Source organism: Arthrobacter sp. CAN_A6 (genome assembly GCF_015751715.1).
In the GTDB taxonomy this organism is placed as follows: domain Bacteria; phylum Actinomycetota; class Actinomycetes; order Actinomycetales; family Micrococcaceae; genus Arthrobacter_D.
The window spans coordinates 107,510-123,235 of sequence record NZ_JADOUV010000006.1 but is presented as its reverse complement, the minus strand read 5'-3'; the positions used below and the strand labels follow the sequence as shown (position 1 = coordinate 123,235).

14 protein-coding genes are annotated in these 15,726 nt (G+C 66.3%); 10 read left to right on the top strand and 4 right to left on the bottom strand.

The window, feature by feature from the left end:
• Positions 1-14: 14 nt before the first annotated feature.
• Both IWX75_RS11560 and IWX75_RS11555 read right to left on the bottom strand, forming a co-directional pair.
• A complete protein-coding gene (locus IWX75_RS11560; RefSeq protein WP_334684286.1) occupies positions 15-257 on the bottom strand; it encodes a hypothetical protein in 243 nt (80 codons plus the stop codon).
• Positions 258-368: 111 nt separating this feature from the next.
• The gene (locus IWX75_RS11555) at positions 369-3,482 is read right to left on the bottom strand and encodes a S8 family serine peptidase (RefSeq protein WP_442858974.1); all 3,114 of its coding nucleotides are present in this window, start codon (positions 3,480-3,482) and stop codon (positions 369-371) included.
• Positions 3,483-3,695: 213 nt separating this feature from the next.
• Between IWX75_RS11555 and IWX75_RS11550 the strand changes: the two genes are divergently transcribed.
• The 5 genes from IWX75_RS11550 (at position 3,696) to purL (ending at position 8,692) form a co-directional block, all read left to right on the top strand.
• Positions 3,696-4,601 (top strand): 3-methyladenine DNA glycosylase, encoded by a 906-nt coding sequence (locus IWX75_RS11550; RefSeq protein WP_196822396.1) that lies wholly within the window; start codon positions 3,696-3,698, stop codon positions 4,599-4,601.
• Positions 4,602-4,624: 23 nt separating this feature from the next.
• A complete protein-coding gene (locus tag IWX75_RS11545) occupies positions 4,625-5,194 on the top strand; it encodes an SSI family serine proteinase inhibitor (RefSeq protein ID WP_196822395.1) in 570 nt (189 codons plus the stop codon).
• 159 nt (positions 5,195-5,353) lie between these two features.
• On the top strand, positions 5,354-5,614 hold the full coding sequence (gene purS / locus IWX75_RS11540) for a phosphoribosylformylglycinamidine synthase subunit PurS (RefSeq protein ID WP_196822394.1): 261 nt from the start codon (positions 5,354-5,356) through the stop codon (positions 5,612-5,614).
• Complete coding sequence (purQ, locus tag IWX75_RS11535; RefSeq protein ID WP_442858973.1) at positions 5,611-6,408, top strand: phosphoribosylformylglycinamidine synthase subunit PurQ; 798 nt, start codon at positions 5,611-5,613, stop codon at positions 6,406-6,408. Before purS ends, purQ begins: the two co-directional genes overlap by 4 nt.
• On the top strand, positions 6,401-8,692 hold the full coding sequence (gene purL, locus IWX75_RS11530; RefSeq protein ID WP_334684284.1) for a phosphoribosylformylglycinamidine synthase subunit PurL: 2,292 nt from the start codon (positions 6,401-6,403) through the stop codon (positions 8,690-8,692). Before purQ ends, purL begins: the two co-directional genes overlap by 8 nt.
• Positions 8,693-8,698: 6 nt before the next feature.
• Here the strand turns inward: purL and IWX75_RS11525 are convergent, their stop codons facing one another.
• Positions 8,699-9,262 (bottom strand): DUF1990 family protein, encoded by a 564-nt coding sequence (locus IWX75_RS11525; protein WP_196822393.1) that lies wholly within the window; start codon positions 9,260-9,262, stop codon positions 8,699-8,701.
• 152 nt (positions 9,263-9,414) lie between these two features.
• Here IWX75_RS11525 and IWX75_RS11520 point away from each other — a divergent pair, with 152 nt between their 5' ends.
• On the top strand, positions 9,415-10,230 hold the full coding sequence (locus IWX75_RS11520) for a DUF1206 domain-containing protein (RefSeq protein ID WP_196822392.1): 816 nt from the start codon (positions 9,415-9,417) through the stop codon (positions 10,228-10,230).
• 23 nt (positions 10,231-10,253) lie between these two features.
• On the opposite strand, the gene IWX75_RS11515 is transcribed toward IWX75_RS11520, so the two are convergent.
• Positions 10,254-10,670: a CoA-binding protein gene (locus IWX75_RS11515; protein ID WP_196822391.1), complete on the bottom strand. Its 417-nt coding sequence runs from the start codon at positions 10,668-10,670 to the stop codon at positions 10,254-10,256.
• Positions 10,671-10,966: 296 nt separating this feature from the next.
• On the opposite strand from IWX75_RS11515, the gene IWX75_RS11510 reads away from it, so the two are divergent.
• The 4 genes from IWX75_RS11510 (at position 10,967) to acs (ending at position 15,719) form a co-directional block, all read left to right on the top strand.
• On the top strand, positions 10,967-11,776 hold the full coding sequence (locus tag IWX75_RS11510) for an ABC transporter ATP-binding protein (RefSeq protein ID WP_196822390.1): 810 nt from the start codon (positions 10,967-10,969) through the stop codon (positions 11,774-11,776).
• 87 nt (positions 11,777-11,863) lie between these two features.
• Positions 11,864-12,907 carry an aliphatic sulfonate ABC transporter substrate-binding protein gene (locus IWX75_RS11505; RefSeq protein WP_196822389.1) on the top strand — a complete coding sequence of 348 codons (1,044 nt, stop codon included), beginning with the start codon at positions 11,864-11,866 and terminating at the stop codon, positions 12,905-12,907.
• Positions 12,904-13,803, top strand: coding sequence for an ABC transporter permease (locus tag IWX75_RS11500; protein WP_196822388.1), 900 nt, complete (start codon positions 12,904-12,906; stop codon positions 13,801-13,803). Before IWX75_RS11505 ends, IWX75_RS11500 begins: the two co-directional genes overlap by 4 nt.
• Positions 13,794-15,719 (top strand): acetate--CoA ligase, encoded by a 1,926-nt coding sequence (acs, locus tag IWX75_RS11495; RefSeq protein WP_196822387.1) that lies wholly within the window; start codon positions 13,794-13,796, stop codon positions 15,717-15,719. The genes IWX75_RS11500 and acs overlap by 10 nt, the downstream gene beginning before the upstream one ends.
• The last annotated feature ends 7 nt before the right edge of the window (positions 15,720-15,726 follow it).

Here is a 15,726-nt window from a genome sequence, read left to right as displayed (position 1 = left end):
GCGACAGCAGAGGGTTATCGAACCCTGCGCGGAACGATGTAGGTACTTCCATCGGCGCGCGTCTCGGTTTCCCACTGGTCTGCCTCGGAACGCTGTTGCTGAAGCAGCGCTTCGTTCTCAGCTGTCATCGGGTGGTCGAGTGAGCTCGACTGCGCGGGACCGAAAAAGACCCGCGCCTTTCCCGTGACCTTCATGAACCGCTCGACCATGCCGGGCCTCGGCGGCTCTTCTTCTTTGTCAACCGGATTCTTGTCCATGGAACCAGAGCCTTTCCGCAGGGAGCCCTTCCAGTTTAGGGCACCGGCAGCTGCAGGACAGCAGAAGGGACCGGCAGCCGCAGCTGCCGGTCCCTTCTGTTGGACAAGCTCCTAGCGAAGGAGTGAAACCTCTACGGCGGGAGCCCCACCATCCACCACGACCGGAGCCACTGGAGGAGCGCCGGCCGCTTTCTTGCCGCTGCCCACCGTGACGTTGACAGTAGTTACAGGTCCTGTTCCGAACTGGACGAGACCGACATAGCTGCCTGCCTCAAGGCCGTTCCAGGAGACGTTGACCTTTGCTTCCTGGCCGTTGGCGAGCTGCAACGGGTTGGGGTCGACCGTCAGGTTTCCTTCGTCTCCACCCAGGACAGTCGACTCGACAGTGCCTGCTCCGGGGCCGTTGTCCGCCGTGCTGAACAGGTTGGCGATGACCCGGTAGGTCCCCGGTACAGGGTTGTTCAGCACAAGTGCCTCGCTCGCGGAGGCCGTAGCCGCCTGAAGAACACTTCCGTTCGGCGTCCGAACGAAGAGGTCGAAGTCATCAGCCGCGTCCGCAGCGTTCACTGCGAACTTCGCGAGCGAGGTGCCTTCGGGAACCACGACCTCGCTGACGTTGTTGCTGGCGTCGGATACGACGTTGGCAGCACCGCCTGGCAGGAGCTCGATGTCGCTGCGGTCGGCCTTACCAAGGCCCTGCACAGCAACGTCGACCGGGCCGTTGAGTCCGGACACGACGTCGAATTTCCCGGATCCGGAACCCTTGGCGGACTTGAAGTCAACGGATTCGGGAGCGGTGGCAGTCACCGGACGCACCGTGACGGGCGATGTGACAGTGGTGCCTTTGCTCTCGGTCCATGTGAGATGGCCCATGGCGAACGCGTCAAGTGCGGCCGTCCTGTTTTCGAAAGTGACCTCGAACGACTTCGACTCGCCTGCTGCAGTGAAGTCCAGCCTGGCGGGAGAGACCGATGCGTCGATTCCGGGGAGATCAACGCTCGCGGTGTAGCTGCCGGGTGCGGTTGCGGTGACGGTACGGGTCACGGTGACCTTGCCGGTGAGGTGACCCAGGGCGAAGGACGGCACGTTGACATCCCGTGCTTCCACCACCTGCTTCTTCTTCAGGCCCAGTTCCGCTCCGAGGCCCTGGAGGAAACCGTTCCAGTGATCGGCGTCGGCGTCGTACACGAGGCCGGGGCTGAGCAGGCCTGCCGTGTTCACATGGCCTGCTCCGGTTGCGAAAAGGTCTTCATTGGTGCTGCTGTCCTCATTGACGAGGTCCCCCGCGGTGGTCATGAGCGAGGACTTCACAGCTGCCGGTGACCAGGCCGGGTTCTCCGCCAGGACGAGGGCTCCGAGACCGGCAACCTGAGGTGCGGCCATGGAGGTTCCCGAGAGGAATCCGAAGTTCTCGCCTGTCTTCACCGGTGAGACGCCTGCGAGTACGTTGACTCCGGGGGCTGCCACATCGGGCTTCAGAAGGTCGGAATTCGCAGCCAGTGACGGCCCGCGCGAGGAGAACGCCGCAATTTGCGGGTCAGGTGAGGTGGGAAGGCCGGTAGTGTCCTCATCGACCAACGCGGCGGTGAGCGTAGGGTTCGCTGCGAGCTTCTCCTTGATGGCAGTGCCGTCGACATGCACCGTCGGTACTGCATGCAGGTCGAGGTCCAACGATCCCGGAGTCACGTTGACAAGGACCATGCCTACGCCGTCAGCTTCCGAGACGGCAGCACTCTTGAGTACACGATCCACGACGCCGCGGTCGCAGACCACGATCTTTCCTGCGACCTTCGCGGGATCAAGCGTGCCAGGGGTGCACAGGGCGACCGCGGAGGCGGCCGCGCCCTCGCGGCCCGCGTTGGCCGCGAGCACGACGGCGGTCTGGGGAACGTTCCGGTTCATCACTGAAGCTCCGCGGTACTTGGTGCCGTCCGAGAGTTCGACGGTGCCCTGGAGCGCGTGCGAGAAGGTGCTTGCAGCCACCGTGGTCAGCCAGGGCGAGCTGTGGTTCACAGTGCTCGCGGTGGGGCCCGAGTTGCCGGCCGAGGCCGAAACGAAGATCCCGGCCGATGCCGCGGAAAGGAACGCCATGGCGACGGGGTCGGTGGTTGAGTTGTTGTTTCCCGAGATCGAATAGTTGAGGACGTCCACGCCGTCGATGATGGACTGTTCGATCGCCGATACTGACGCGGAGCTGTAGCAACCGCCCGCTGCCTGGGCGTTCTCCCAGCAGACCTTGTAGACCGCTACTGCTGCGGCGGGAGCAACGCCGGCGCCCTTGCCGAAGTCGCGTCCGTCGACCGACACCTGCACGTCCGCATTGCCTGCGGCAGTCGAGGCGGTATGGGTGCCGTGGGAATCGATGTCCAGCGGCGAAAGAACTTCGTTCTCCGATGGGGTGGCGAACTGTAGGAAATCGTCAGCGTAGTAGCGGGCGCTCAGGACCTTCGAGTTGCACGCGCTGCCGTCGAACTCTTCGCCGACTTCGCAATCCCCCAGGAAGGTGGTGCCGTCGGCCTTCAGCATCGCGATTTCGCCCTCGGGCGTCAGGTACGGCTCGCCGACCACGGGCGCTCCCGTGAGGGGCTGGACCGGGGCGCCGGTCAGGAACGCACTTTCCGGCCGGTAACCCGTATCGATGACACCCACGACAGTGCCCTTGCCCGCGTTCTCGACTCCACCGAACTGGGTGGCCCACGCGCCGTCCTCCCCCGGGAGACCGAGGAATTCAGTGCTCGAGTAGTCGGGACTGTTCTGTACGTTCGGCGCCACCGCGTAGACGTCGGGGTTCTTCGCCAGTTGTGCTGCCTGGCCCGCCGTCAGTTCTGCGACAAAGCCGTTCAGGGCGACGGTGTAGGAGGAGTCGACCTCGATGTCGACGACGGCCGCGACGTCCTGCTGCTTCTTCTTCAGACGCGCTTCATAGGCCCGGGCGTTCGGCGAATCCAGCTCCAGCTTCTCGCCCTTGCCTGGTTTCGTTGCCGGAATTCCTTCCGTTCCTCCGTCGTAGGAGGCGAGTGGGTGCTCCTGCAGCATCACGATGTAGGAACCGTCCTCGAAGCTGCCGGCGCCCTGGATCTGGGGGGTGGTCTGCAGGGGCGCCGGCGCCGCGATCGCGGCCGGTGCCAGCGAGGCTGATGCCATGAGTAACGGCATCCCCAAAGCGATAACCGTGGCTGTGCGGAACCTGGAGCTCCGCGGCACGGCTTGGCCTTGTCGTGTCATAGGAAAAATTGCCTTTCGTCAGTGCGGGCGCGGCATCGCCGATCCCCTCATGCTGGGACCCCTGGATGAGACTCCTCTTGTGACAACAGTCACAAGCGTCACAGCGGTCACAAACTTACCCCAGGCAACACCATTCATCCAGAGCAAAGCGGGCCCGCTGCCGAAATTCTTTGCCGACTATGTACGGAATTGGAGGGAGGTGATAATGGAACGATGTCTTCGCGATCCGCAACGCTCCTCGCCGAAACGGAGTGGCTCGTACTCGAGGAGATCCACCAGTCACGCGTGCGAAGGTTCACTGCACCGTACCTGCTCCGCCGCTCCACCGGCGCGAAGCACCCCGTTGAAGACTTCCTCTTCACGTACTACAACCAGAAACCGGGGCAGCTTCTGAGGTGGCACCCCGGAGCGGGAGTGGCGCTTGCCGGGGCGGCGGCCCTGGATCGGACAGGCTGGAAGTACTACACACAGAACGACGACGGCGTGGGCGTCGATGGTGCCGCCATCCTCCACGACCGTGGGGCTACCGTCGACTTCACCCTCACCATTCTCTCCGGGACGGCAGCCCGTCCCGCACAGTTCGGCTGCTTCGGTCTCCATGAGTGGGCAATGGCCTACAAATCCCGGCTCAACGGCGTGCGGCACGAGTATCTGGAGCTGAGGCTCGGCGCTGAGGGAACGGACGGCGTCGTAGAGGCCGAGAAAATCCGCTGTACCCACTTCGACGCCTTCCGCTTCTACACACCCGAAGCGGTACCCCGCAACGAGCTCACGCCCACGCGTGAGAACCAGCGGACCCTTGAACAACCCGGGTGCCTCCACGCGAACATGGACCTCTACAAATGGGCGTACAAGCTGACTCCGCTGCTCTCGAGCGGCATTGTCATGGACTGCTTCGAACTGTCTTGGCGCATCCGTGCCATGGATATGCGCGCTTCACCCTACGACCTCTCGGAGTGGGGCTTCCCACCCATCCGGATCGAGACACCGGAAGGCAAGGCGGAGTACGTCAGGAAGCAGCGCGCGTTCTCGGCGGAGTCGCAGGAACTACGGCGTCGGCTCCTCGATGAACTCCAGCGGGCCGTCGAGCCCTGCCGGGCGGCACTGCCGCTACGCTGAACGAAGCTGCCACGAGGAGGCCCATGGATCGCGTTCACCGCCAGCCAGCACGCATCGGCCGGCCCGGACTGGCGCTCGCCGCGGTTGCGGTGCATATCGCCCTCGTGTCCTGCGGTGGCGACCCAGGCGCCACCCCCGCCGAACCGACCCCTCCCAGCCAGGAGTCGGTCATGCCGCCCCCAGCACCAGCCCCTCCCAGCCAGGAGTCCACCATGCCCTCCCCCGTGCCACCGTCGTCCGCTGCCAGCACCGAGGCAACCACGCTCCTCACCGTCGAGATCCGACAGTCCGAGACCGCTGAGCCCGTCGAGTACGTCCTCGAGTGCTCCGGCGATGCGTCGGGTCCGAACACCACGCTTCCCAACGCCGACGAGGCCTGTGCCACTGTGCAAAGCCTCGGAGCGGATTTTTTCAATGCACTGCCCAACACGAACGTCGTCTGTACCCAGCAGTACGGCGGACCACAGACAGCCTCGATCAGCGGAACGGTGAACGGCACGCAGGTCCGCGCGCGGTTCGCACTGACGGACGGCTGCGAAATCTTGCGCTGGAACGCCGTCCGCGGCATCCTCGGTGCAGGCGGCGCAGCCTAGCGGGTTCCGGTGGCTTCCAAGGTGAAGCGCGAAGGGGATGTGCAATAGACTTGGAGGGCAAGCTCGCGGAGCGCTGGCCACCAGCGTGAGACGGCACTTCCGGGCGACTGCATTCAATGCTGGTACTCCCAGCCCTCGCCGCCCCACAGGAGTTGCCGGATGCCCCGGATCGTTGTCGATGTCATGCCCAAACCCGAAATCCTTGACCCGCAGGGCAAAGCCATTGCGGGAGCACTTCCCCGGCTCGGCCTGAACGGTTTTGCCGGCGTCCGCCAGGGTAAGCGGTTCGAGCTCACCGTCGAGGGCGAGGTCACGGCCGAGGTGCTCGAGCAGGCCCGCCAGGCCGCATCGACACTCCTCTCGAACCCCGTGATCGAGGACGTGACCCGCGTGGAGGTTCTCGAGGAGGACGCGCAGTGAGCGTCGAGACGCCCCTGATCGGCGGTCCTCAGCCAGTGGCCTCGAACAACGCCGACAACCCGCTCAACGGCGTGAGGGTCGGCGTCGTCACCTTCCCCGGGTCGCTCGATGACCGCGACGCAGTGCGCGCCGTGCGCCTCGCGGGCGGGTCCGCGATCCACCTGTGGCACGGCGACCACGATCTGCAGGGCGTCGACGCCGTCATCATCCCCGGCGGTTTCTCCTACGGCGACTACCTACGGGCCGGTGCCATCTCCCGCTTCGCTCCACTCATGGAGCAGATCACGGCGGCAGCCGGCGGCGCCAGCGGAAATGCCGGTGCCCTACCGGTGCTCGGCATCTGCAACGGATTCCAGGTCCTCACCGAAGCCCACCTGCTGCCGGGTTCGATGATCAAGAACAACTCCCTGCACTTCCTCTGCCGGGACCAGCGGCTGCGCGTCGAGAACGCCGACACCTTCTGGACCTCCGAGTACTTCCAGGGTGAGGAACTCGTCATCCCGCTGAAGAACCAGGACGGCCAGTTCGTGGCGGACGACTACACCCTCGACGTCCTCGAGGGGGAAGGCCGCGTGGTGTTCCGCTACGTGGACGGCAACCCCAACGGCTCGCGCCGGGACATTGCCGGCATCTCGAATGAGGCAGGGAACGTCGTCGGGCTGATGCCCCACCCCGAGCACGCCGTCGAGGCCGGGTTCGGCCCCGATTCGTCAGCGAAGGGCCCGGTCGGAGTCCGCGGCGGCATCGACGGGCTCGGCATTTTCACCTCGGTACTCAAGAAGTTGGTTGGCTAAGTTGACGCATACGTCCAAAAAATTCAACATCGACTCCGTCGCCAATGCAGAAGCCTCCCCGGGCCAGAGCCTGCCGTGGGCGGAGCTCGGCCTGAAGGAGAACGAGTACCAGCGCGTCGAGGAAATTCTCGGGCGCCGCCCCACCGGGGCCGAACTCGCGATGTACTCGGTGATGTGGAGCGAGCACTGCTCCTACAAGTCCTCCAAGGTGCACCTTCGGCAGTTCGGCGACAAGGTCACCGACGCCATGAAGGAACACCTGCTCGTCGGGATCGGCGAGAACGCGGGCGTAGTCGATATCGGAGATGGCTGGGCCGTGACCTTCAAGGTCGAATCCCACAACCACCCCTCCTTCGTGGAGCCGTACCAGGGCGCCGCAACCGGCGTCGGCGGCATTGTCCGCGACATCATCTCCATGGGCGCCCGACCCGTCGCCGTGATGGATCCGCTGCGCTTCGGCGCCATCGACCACCCCGACACCCCGCGCCTCGTCCACGGGATCGTGGCGGGCATCGGCGGCTACGGCAACTCCCTCGGCCTGCCGAACATCGGCGGCGAAGTGGTCTTCGATTCGGTGTACCAGGGGAACCCGCTGGTGAACGCCCTCGCGGTCGGCGTGCTGCGCCACGAGGACATCCGGCTCGCCAACGCGTCCGGCGTCGGAAACCGGGTGGTCCTCTTCGGAGCGCGGACGGGCGGCGACGGCATCGGCGGCGCCTCGGTGCTGGCCTCCGAATCGTTCGACGCCGATAAGCCGTCCAAGCGCCCCGCCGTCCAGGTCGGCGATCCGTTCGCGGAAAAGGTGCTCATCGAGTGCTGCCTCGAACTGTTCAAGGCTTCGGTGGTGGAGGGCATCCAGGACCTCGGCGCCGCCGGAATCTCCTGCGCAACCTCGGAACTGGCCTCGAACGGTGACGGCGGCATGCACGTGGAGCTCACCAACGTGCTGCTGCGTGACCCGAGCCTCACGCCCGGCGAGATCCTCATGTCCGAGTCGCAGGAACGCATGATGGCCGTCGTGACGCCGGAGAACACTGAGGCTTTCGAGGCGATTCTGGACAAGTGGGCCGTCGAGTATTCGTGGCTCGGCGAGGTCACCGACACCGGCAGGCTCATCATCGAGTGGGACGGCGAGAAGATTGTCGACGTCGATCCCCGCACCGTGGCCCACGACGGCCCGGTCTACGAACGCCCCTACTCACGGCCCGAGTGGCTCGACGGGGTGCAGGCAGATGCATTTTCCGGCAAGCAGCCCGAAGACCTGCGGGAAGCAGTGCTGGAGCTCATGGCGTCCCCGAATATGTGCTCGAAGGACTGGGTCACCGACCAGTTCGACCGCTACGTCCAGGGGAACACGGCACTGGCGATGCCCGACGACGCCGGCGTGGTCCGCGTCGACGAGGAGACCGGCCTCGGCGTCGCCATTTCGACGGACGCGAACGGGCGCTACTCCTACCTCGACCCCTACGAGGGTGCACGCCTTGCCCTTGCGGAGGCGTATCGCAACGTCGCCACCTCGGGTGCCCAGCCGCTCGCCGTCACCGACTGCCTCAACTTCGGCTCGCCGGAGGACCCCGAGGTCATGTGGCAGTTCGCCGAGACCGTACGCGGGCTGGCCGACGCCTGCCAGGAACTCGGCGTCCCGGTGACCGGCGGCAACGTCTCGCTCTACAACCAGACCGGCGGCGTGGCCATCCACCCCACCCCGGTGGTCGGCGTGCTGGGAGTGTTCGACGACGTCGCACGCCGCACGCCGTCGGGCTGGCGTGAGGACGGGCAGGCCATCTACCTGATCGGCACCACGAAGGATGAGCTGGACGGCTCCGAATGGGCCAACCTCCGCGGGCACCTCGGCGGCCGGCCCCCCGCCGTCGATCTCACCGCGGAGAAGACGCTCGCGGCCATCCTCGTGAACTGCTCACGCGACGGCATGGTGGACGGCGCACACGACCTCTCCGAGGGTGGCCTCGCCGCCGTGCTGTGCGAGATGGCGCTGCGCTTCGGCGTGGGCGCGCGCATCGGCCTCGACGAGCTGTGCGAGCGCGACGGCGTCGACGCCTTCACCGCGCTGTTCAGCGAGAGCCAGGCCCGCGCCGTCGTCAGTGTTCCCCGGTCCGAAGAAGTGCGCTTCAACGACATGTGCACCGCGCGGAACTTCCCCGCGATCCGCATCGGTGTGGTGGATGTCGAGAATCAGGCGCTCGATGTCCAGGGCTATTTCAACCTGCCGCTCGGGCAACTGCGGGAAGCACATGAGGGAACGCTTCCGAGGCACTTCGGGTAGGTCGCTTCACCGCCCTGCAAGTCTCCGCGCCGCCCCGACATAGCGGGACAGGACGTACTTTTGGGTGAGCCGGGTGACGGGGGAGCCGATCGTGTAGAGCAGGTTCGCGGGAACGCTGTAGGCACTGCAGGTGAAGATCAGCTTTCCCGCCGCGGTCAGTTCGGCATAGAAACCTTCTTCCCCCCGCACGGGGTGGCCCTTCAGGGTGCCGTACCCGAAACCGGCCCGCTGCTCGAGGACAGCGCGCCCTGCGCCGTCGAGCAGGGCCTCCCGCGCCCAGACGACGCGGCAGGGCGCGGGAATCCTCGCCCTGCCGATCCCGAATCCGGAGACCACTTCACCACCCGGTGCGGCTCGGGGCGCATCCGGCTCCATAGTGAGGCCTGCGCCGCGATGGAGTTCCCAGGACAGGATGCCGTCGGCCAGTGCGAGGAAAGCAGCGGCAGGATCAGCAGCCTCGATTCCGTGCGACTCGGCCATGCCCCGGTAGCCCTCCGGCCAGTCGCCGTCGAGTCGCTCCGGATACGGCCGGTCCGTCGCGCCGACGTCCGGATACGTGAACTGCCTCATGGTGCTCCACCTGTCACTTCCCGCACCTACGGAACCTCCCGAGGGGATTCCCGGGAACCGGGGCGCCGATGAACTCCAGAATATCCCCGGGAAGACGCACCCATGCTGCCCCCGAAGTGGCAGGATGAGGGGACATCTCAGCAGGAGGACCCATGGGCCAGATCGAACGGCAAGCCACCAAGGCAGCGGATGCCACCGATTCGAAGGGCTTCATCCTCGCGGCCCGAGCGGGATATATCGCCGCCGGACTCCTCCATATTCTCATCGGAGCAATTGCGCTGCGGATTGCCAACGGTGGTTCGGGCAGCGCCGACCAAAGCGGAGCCATTGCCCAGTTGGCGGCAAGCCCGGGCGGCAGCATCCTGCTCTGGGCCTGCTTCCTCGGCTGCTGCGCCCTCGCCCTGTTCATGCTCAGTGAGGCATTCCTTGCGACGAAGGCAGTTGGCGGCAAGGACAAACTCGGGCGCCAGCTCAAGTTCGCCGGCCAGGCGGTCGTCTACGGAGCTATCGGCGCCACCTTCGGTATCTACGCTCTCGGCGGGTCGACGAGCAGCAGCGGTTCCACCCGATCGGTCAGTGCCTCACTGATGTCCAACCCTGCAGGATCGGCGTTCCTCATCGCGATCGGCGTCGGAGCTGTGGTCACCGGTGGGTACTTCATCTACAGCGGGGCAACCCAGCGGTTCCGCAAGGATCTGAAGGCTCTTCCGGGCGGCAGCGCGGGCAAGGCGGTCACTGTCCTCGGATCGGTGGGGTACGTGGCGAAGGGAGCCGCCCTCGGCGTGCTCGGCGTACTGCTGGTTCTTGCAACGGTGCGGAACAATCCCGAAGAGTCGACGGGGATCGATGGCGCCCTGAAGTCCCTCCAGGAGGCACCGTTCGGCATCTGGCTCCTCGGTTCGGTGGCCGTGGGACTCATCTGCTACGGCATCTTTCTGGTGGTGCGCTCACGTTACCAACGCATGTGAACGTCGAAGCTAGGGGCCCGACGCTACAGGCCGAACTGCGGTGCCTCGATGACCGGACAGGCATTCATGACGACGTCGAGCCCGGCCGCCTTCGCTCGCTCCGCCGCAGATTCGTCGATAACACCCAACTGCAGCCACACCGCTTTGGCACCCACGGCAATCGCCTGGTCCACCACGGCGCCCACCCGCGTCGAGTTCACGAAGCAGTCGACCACGTCGATGGGCCCCGGAATTTCCGCAAGGGTCTGATACCCGGCCTGCCCGTGGACGTCGTCTCCCTTCAGGCTCACCGGGACGATCTCCATCCCGAGCCGGTCCAGGAGGAAGCGCGAGACACCGACGGCCGCACGTCGAGGGTTGCTCGACAGACCGACCACTGCCCAGCGGCCGTGAACCGTCAACAGCCGGCGAAGAACGGCGGGGTCGTTCCGGTGGTCCATGGCGTACCTTCCCTCGGGCTTCCGTCCAGCCTAGGCGTTCCGGTCGGCCGGCGGCCGGTCCCGGGTGTCGCTTTGTTACGGCGCCGACTTGTGGGAAAGGGGCGTCCGGGCGTTTCATAAGAAGTGACCATCCCGAGCGGCTGAGAGACCTGGATCAGTGAAGCCGCAGCAACCCTGGTTGTCCGTATCCCCCTGATACCGGCAATAACAAGGAGCAAGCCAAGGGCGCCGGCCGCTGAAGGGCACCGGTAAGGCTTGTTCCGTAGGGTGCTACCGCCAGGACCGATGGAGTAACCATGACCGTTTTGGCATCCCGCACCACCACCGAACCGCGCCGCAAGCAGGCGCTCGACGTTCGGTTCTCACAGCTCGGGCGCAGCTTCGGCTCCGCCGGGAACCGGCAGGTCGTGCTGCGGAACATCACCGTGGACGTCAGGGCAGGCGAGATCCTCGCCATCCTCGGCACCAGCGGCTGCGGCAAGTCCACTCTCCTCCGTGCCGCGGCCGGCCTCGATGTTCCTGACACCGGGACGGTCCTGATCGACGGAACGCCGGTCAACGGAATCGACGAACGATGCGCCGTGGCCTTCCAGGAACCGCGGCTGCTTCCCTGGCATACCCTGCAGGCGAATGTGGCGATCGGCCTGCCGAAAAGCTCCAGTGCCAGTGCCGGCAAGGCGAAAGTCCTCGAGCTCCTGAAGCTGGTGGGCCTCGACCGCTTCGCCAAGCACCGCCCGCGTGAGATCTCCGGTGGCATGGCCCAGCGGACGTCGCTGGCCCGGGCACTGGCACGCAATCCGGGCGTGCTCCTGCTCGACGAGCCGTTCGGCGCCCTTGACGCACTCACCCGGATCAAGATGCAGGACCTCCTCCTGGAAATCCACCAGTCGCAGCCCGCAACGGTGCTGCTGGTGACCCACGACGTCGACGAAGCCCTTCAGCTCGCCGACCGCATCCTCGTGCTGGGACGCGACGACGACGGCCCCGGCTCCACCATCTCGGAGCTCGTTCCCGTTCCCGGAGAGCGTCCCCGCGACCGCAACTCCGCCGAACTCGGCGCCCTGCGCAGCTCTCTCCTTCGAATGCTGGGCGTTTCCGGGCACTGACCCGCGCGCAAGTCCCGAAGTCTCCTGTCCCTGGTCTTTCCGGACCACTTTCCTGCCTGCCGATCATCGATTCTCCGAAGGATTCCCATGAAACCCCGTTCCCTCTTCCGGACCGCCGCCCTCGCAACTGCCCTTTCCGTCGCCCTGACCGGGTGCCTCGCGGGTGAAAACGCCTCGACGTCGGCCGACACCGTGGCCACAGACGGAGCAACCGAAGGCGGCACCCTGAACATCGACTTCGCCACCTACAATCCCCTCAGCCTCGTCATCAAGGAACAGGGCTGGCTCGAGGATGAATTGGGCAAGCAGGACATCACCGTGAACTGGGTGCAGTCGGCCGGCTCCAACAAGGCCAACGAGGCCCTGCGTGCCGGTGCTATCGACGTCGGCTCCACCGCCGGATCGGCTGCCCTGCTGGCCCGCTCCAACGGCTCCCCGATCAAAGCCATCGACATCTACTCCCAGCCGGAATGGGCCGCCCTCGTGGCCCTGCCGGGCTCGGGGATCGAGAGTGTCGAGGATCTCCGCGGCAAGTCGGTCGCCGCTACCAAGGGCACCGATCCCTACTTCTTCCTGTTGCAGGCCCTCGAATCGGCCGGGATCGACCAGTCCGAGGTGGAGGTCCAGAACCTCCAGCATGCTGACGGGCGCGCCGCGCTTGCGAGCGGCGCCGTGGATGCGTGGTCCGGTCTCGACCCCATCATGGCCTCGGCCGAGCAGGACGGTGCCGAGCTGTTCTTCCGCAACATCGATTTCAACACCTATGGGTTCCTCAACGCCACGGAGAGCTTCCTGGAGGAGAAGCCCGACGTCGCCCAGACCGTCGTCAACGCGTACGAGAAGGCGCGCGAGTGGGCCAAGGCCAATCCTGAGGAGACCGCCGCAATCCTCGCCGACGTGGCAGGAATCGATCCGGCGGTTGCAAGTGCCGTGATCATCGACCGTACGAACCTCGACGTCGAACCGGCACCCGGCGACGCACAGCGCACGGTGCTCGAGAAGATCGGCCCGGTCTTCGTGGAAACCGGCGACGTCGCCACCCAGGAGCAGATCGACGAAGCGCTGGACACCCTTTTCGACGACTCGCTGGTGAAGAGGGCTGATCCGGCAGCGATTGCGGCATCCTCATGACAGGGACGACCGGCGCCGGTGGTACGCCCGCCCCCAGGGGTGGACTCAGGGCTTCGGGCGTCCCGGTCGGCCCCGTCGGACCGGTCGGCCCCGTCAGCCGCGTCGTGCCGGAGGCTCCGTCCCCACCGACCGGTAGCCGGGCCCGCAATCGCGTCGCTGCCGCCCTGATCGGCCTGATCTTTCCGGCGGCACTCCTCGTTGCGTGGCACATCAGCACGGAGACCGGCTATTTCAGTCCAGCCGAACTGCAGTCACCGCGTGCCGTGGGAGCTGCCGCGGTCGAACTGTTCAACCGCGGCGAGCTCATCAACCACATCCTCATCTCGACACAGCGCGTGCTCATCGGGTTCCTCGCCGGAGCAGCCCTCGGCACCGTCTTCGGTGCACTGCTCGGCCTGTCCCGCATCGCCGATCTGCTGCTCACTCCCACGGTGGGGGCAATCCGGGCTGTGCCCTCCCTCGCCTGGGTTCCGCTGCTCATCCTGTGGATCGGCATCAACGAGGACTCGAAGGTCACGCTCATCATGATCGGAGCTTTCTTTCCCGTCTTCACCACGCTCTACCTCGGGCTGCGCCACGTGGACCGCAACCTGGTGGAGGCAGCGCGGGCCTTCGGGCTGAGCGGCGTCCGGCTCCTCACCACCGTGCAGCTGCCCGCCGTCGTTCCGGCACTCTTCTCCGGACTGAGGCTCGCCCTGGCGCAGTCCTGGCTGTTCCTGGTGGCAGCCGAACTCATCGCGTCCTCGATGGGCCTCGGCTTCCTGCTCATCGATTCGCAGAACAACGGCCGGGTGGACCGCATCCTCCTGGCGATCATCCTGCTCGCAGTGATCGGCAAGACCACGGATGCCCTGCTGGGCCTGGCTGAAAGGTGGGCTGTCCGCCGATGGGTGTGAGGATCGGCGAGCAGGACCCCCTCCGGACCGAGACCGGGCGCATCTCGTTCTGGGAAGAGCAGGCCCGCCGACTCGACTGGGCCGAGGAATGGCACACGGCCCACACCTTCGAGCCGGCACGCCCGGCCCCGGGCGGCGACCTGTCCGTCCCGGTGATCGAATGGTTCGCGGGCGGAAAACTCAACGTCGCTGAAAACTGTGTGGACCGGCACGTCGCGGCGGGCAACGGCGGCAGGACTGCACTGTTCTTCGAAGGCGAGCCGGGCGACCGCCGCGCGGTCACCTACTCCGACCTGCAGGAGGATGTGGCCCGCGCAGCGAACGCGCTATCGGCCCTCGGCGTCGGGAAGGGCGACCGCGTGGTCATCTACCTCCCCGTCCTCGTCGAAACGGTGGTGGTGACGCTGGCGTGCGCCCGGATCGGCGCCGTCCACTCGCTCGTCTTCGGCGGTTTCTCTGCCGAGGCACTGCGCTTCCGGGTCGAGGACACCGGGGCGAAACTGCTCGTCACCACGGACGGACAGTACCGCCGGGGGAAGGCGGTACCCGTCAAGGGCAACGCCGACGCCGCCGTCGCCGGTGTGGATTCCATCGAGCATGTCCTCGTGATCCGTCGCACCGGCTCCGAGATCGACTGGACACCGGGGCGAGACGTCTGGTGGCACGATGCCGTCGACACTGCGTCGCCGTTCCACGAAGCGGAGGCGTTCGACGCCGAAACTCCGCTGTTCATCATGTACACCTCGGGCACCACGGGGAAACCGAAGGGCCTGGTGCACACCTCAGGCGGTTATCTCACGCAGGCCTCGTGGAGCTTCGAGCACCTGTTCAGCAACCCCGACCCGGCGCTGCGCTCCACGGATGTCCACTGGTGCACGGCCGACCTCGCCTGGGTCACCGCCCACACCTATGAGATCTACGGCCCGCTCTCCAACGGCGCCACGCAGGTGATCTTCGAGGGAACGCCCAACACCCCGCACCCCGGCCGCCACTTCGAGGTCATCGAGCGCTACGGCGTCACCAGCTACTACACCGCCCCCACGCTGGTGCGCTCGCTCATGGGCTGGTTCCCCGACGGCGTTCCCGCCGGATACGACCTCTCGAGCATCCGCGTCCTCGGAACCGTCGGCGAGGCCGTCAACCCCGAGGCCTGGCGCTGGTTCCGGGCCAACCTCGGCCGGGGAACCGTACCCGTCGTGGACACCTGGTGGCAGTCCGAGACAGGCGCCACGGTGCTCTCCCCCAGTCAATCGGACGAGTGCTTCAAGCCGGGCTGCGCCTCCCGCGCGCTACCCGGGGTCAGCACCCGCATCGTCGACGACGCCGGAGATCCCGTGCCGCCGGGCGTTCAGGGGCTGATCGTGGTGGACAGGCACGGCCCCGCCATGGCCCGGACCGTCTGGGGCGATCCGCAGCGCTACCTCGACTCCTACTGGCGGAAGTTCGCGGCGCAGGGCTGGTTCCTCGCTGGTGACGGGGCCAAGTACGACGACGACGGCGACACCTGGATCCTGGGCCGGGTGGACGACGTCATCAACGTGTCGGGGCACCGGCTGTCGACGATCGAGATCGAATCGGCGCTCGTGGCACACCCCTTCGTGACGGAGGCCGGAGTGTGCCCGGTGGCTGACCCGCTGACAGGGCATGCGATTGTGGCCTTCGTGGTGCTGGCCCCCGGTGCGGACCGCTCGCAGGACATCCGTTCCGCGCTGCGGGCCCACGTCACGAAGGTGATCGGGCCGGTCGCACGGCCTGCCGCCGTCGTGGTGGTCGACGACGTTCCGAAGACGCGGTCCGGGAAGATCATGCGCCGCCTGTTGACGCAGCTGTACGAGGGCGGCACGCTCGGCGATACCACGTCGCTGCAGAACGAGGACTGCATCCCGGGCATTGCGGCGGTGCTGGCCGGGCGGTGACGGTGCG

Coding starts and splice junctions, on each gene's coding strand:
- IWX75_RS11500 (WP_196822388.1), top strand. CDS start 12,904: ATGACAGGGACGACCGGCGCCGGTGGTACGCCCGCCCCCAGGGGTGGA.
- acs (WP_196822387.1), top strand. CDS start 13,794: ATGGGTGTGAGGATCGGCGAGCAGGACCCCCTCCGGACCGAGACCGGG.
- IWX75_RS11560 (WP_334684286.1), bottom strand. CDS start 257: ATGGACAAGAATCCGGTTGACAAAGAAGAAGAGCCGCCGAGGCCCGGC.
- IWX75_RS11510 (WP_196822390.1), top strand. CDS start 10,967: ATGACCGTTTTGGCATCCCGCACCACCACCGAACCGCGCCGCAAGCAG.
- IWX75_RS11550 (WP_196822396.1), top strand. CDS start 3,696: ATGTCTTCGCGATCCGCAACGCTCCTCGCCGAAACGGAGTGGCTCGTA.
- IWX75_RS11515 (WP_196822391.1), bottom strand. CDS start 10,670: ATGGACCACCGGAACGACCCCGCCGTTCTTCGCCGGCTGTTGACGGTT.
- IWX75_RS11545 (WP_196822395.1), top strand. CDS start 4,625: ATGGATCGCGTTCACCGCCAGCCAGCACGCATCGGCCGGCCCGGACTG.
- IWX75_RS11505 (WP_196822389.1), top strand. CDS start 11,864: ATGAAACCCCGTTCCCTCTTCCGGACCGCCGCCCTCGCAACTGCCCTT.
- IWX75_RS11525 (WP_196822393.1), bottom strand. CDS start 9,262: ATGAGGCAGTTCACGTATCCGGACGTCGGCGCGACGGACCGGCCGTAT.
- IWX75_RS11555 (WP_442858974.1), bottom strand. CDS start 3,482: ATGACACGACAAGGCCAAGCCGTGCCGCGGAGCTCCAGGTTCCGCACA.
- purS (WP_196822394.1), top strand. CDS start 5,354: ATGCCCCGGATCGTTGTCGATGTCATGCCCAAACCCGAAATCCTTGAC.
- IWX75_RS11520 (WP_196822392.1), top strand. CDS start 9,415: ATGGGCCAGATCGAACGGCAAGCCACCAAGGCAGCGGATGCCACCGAT.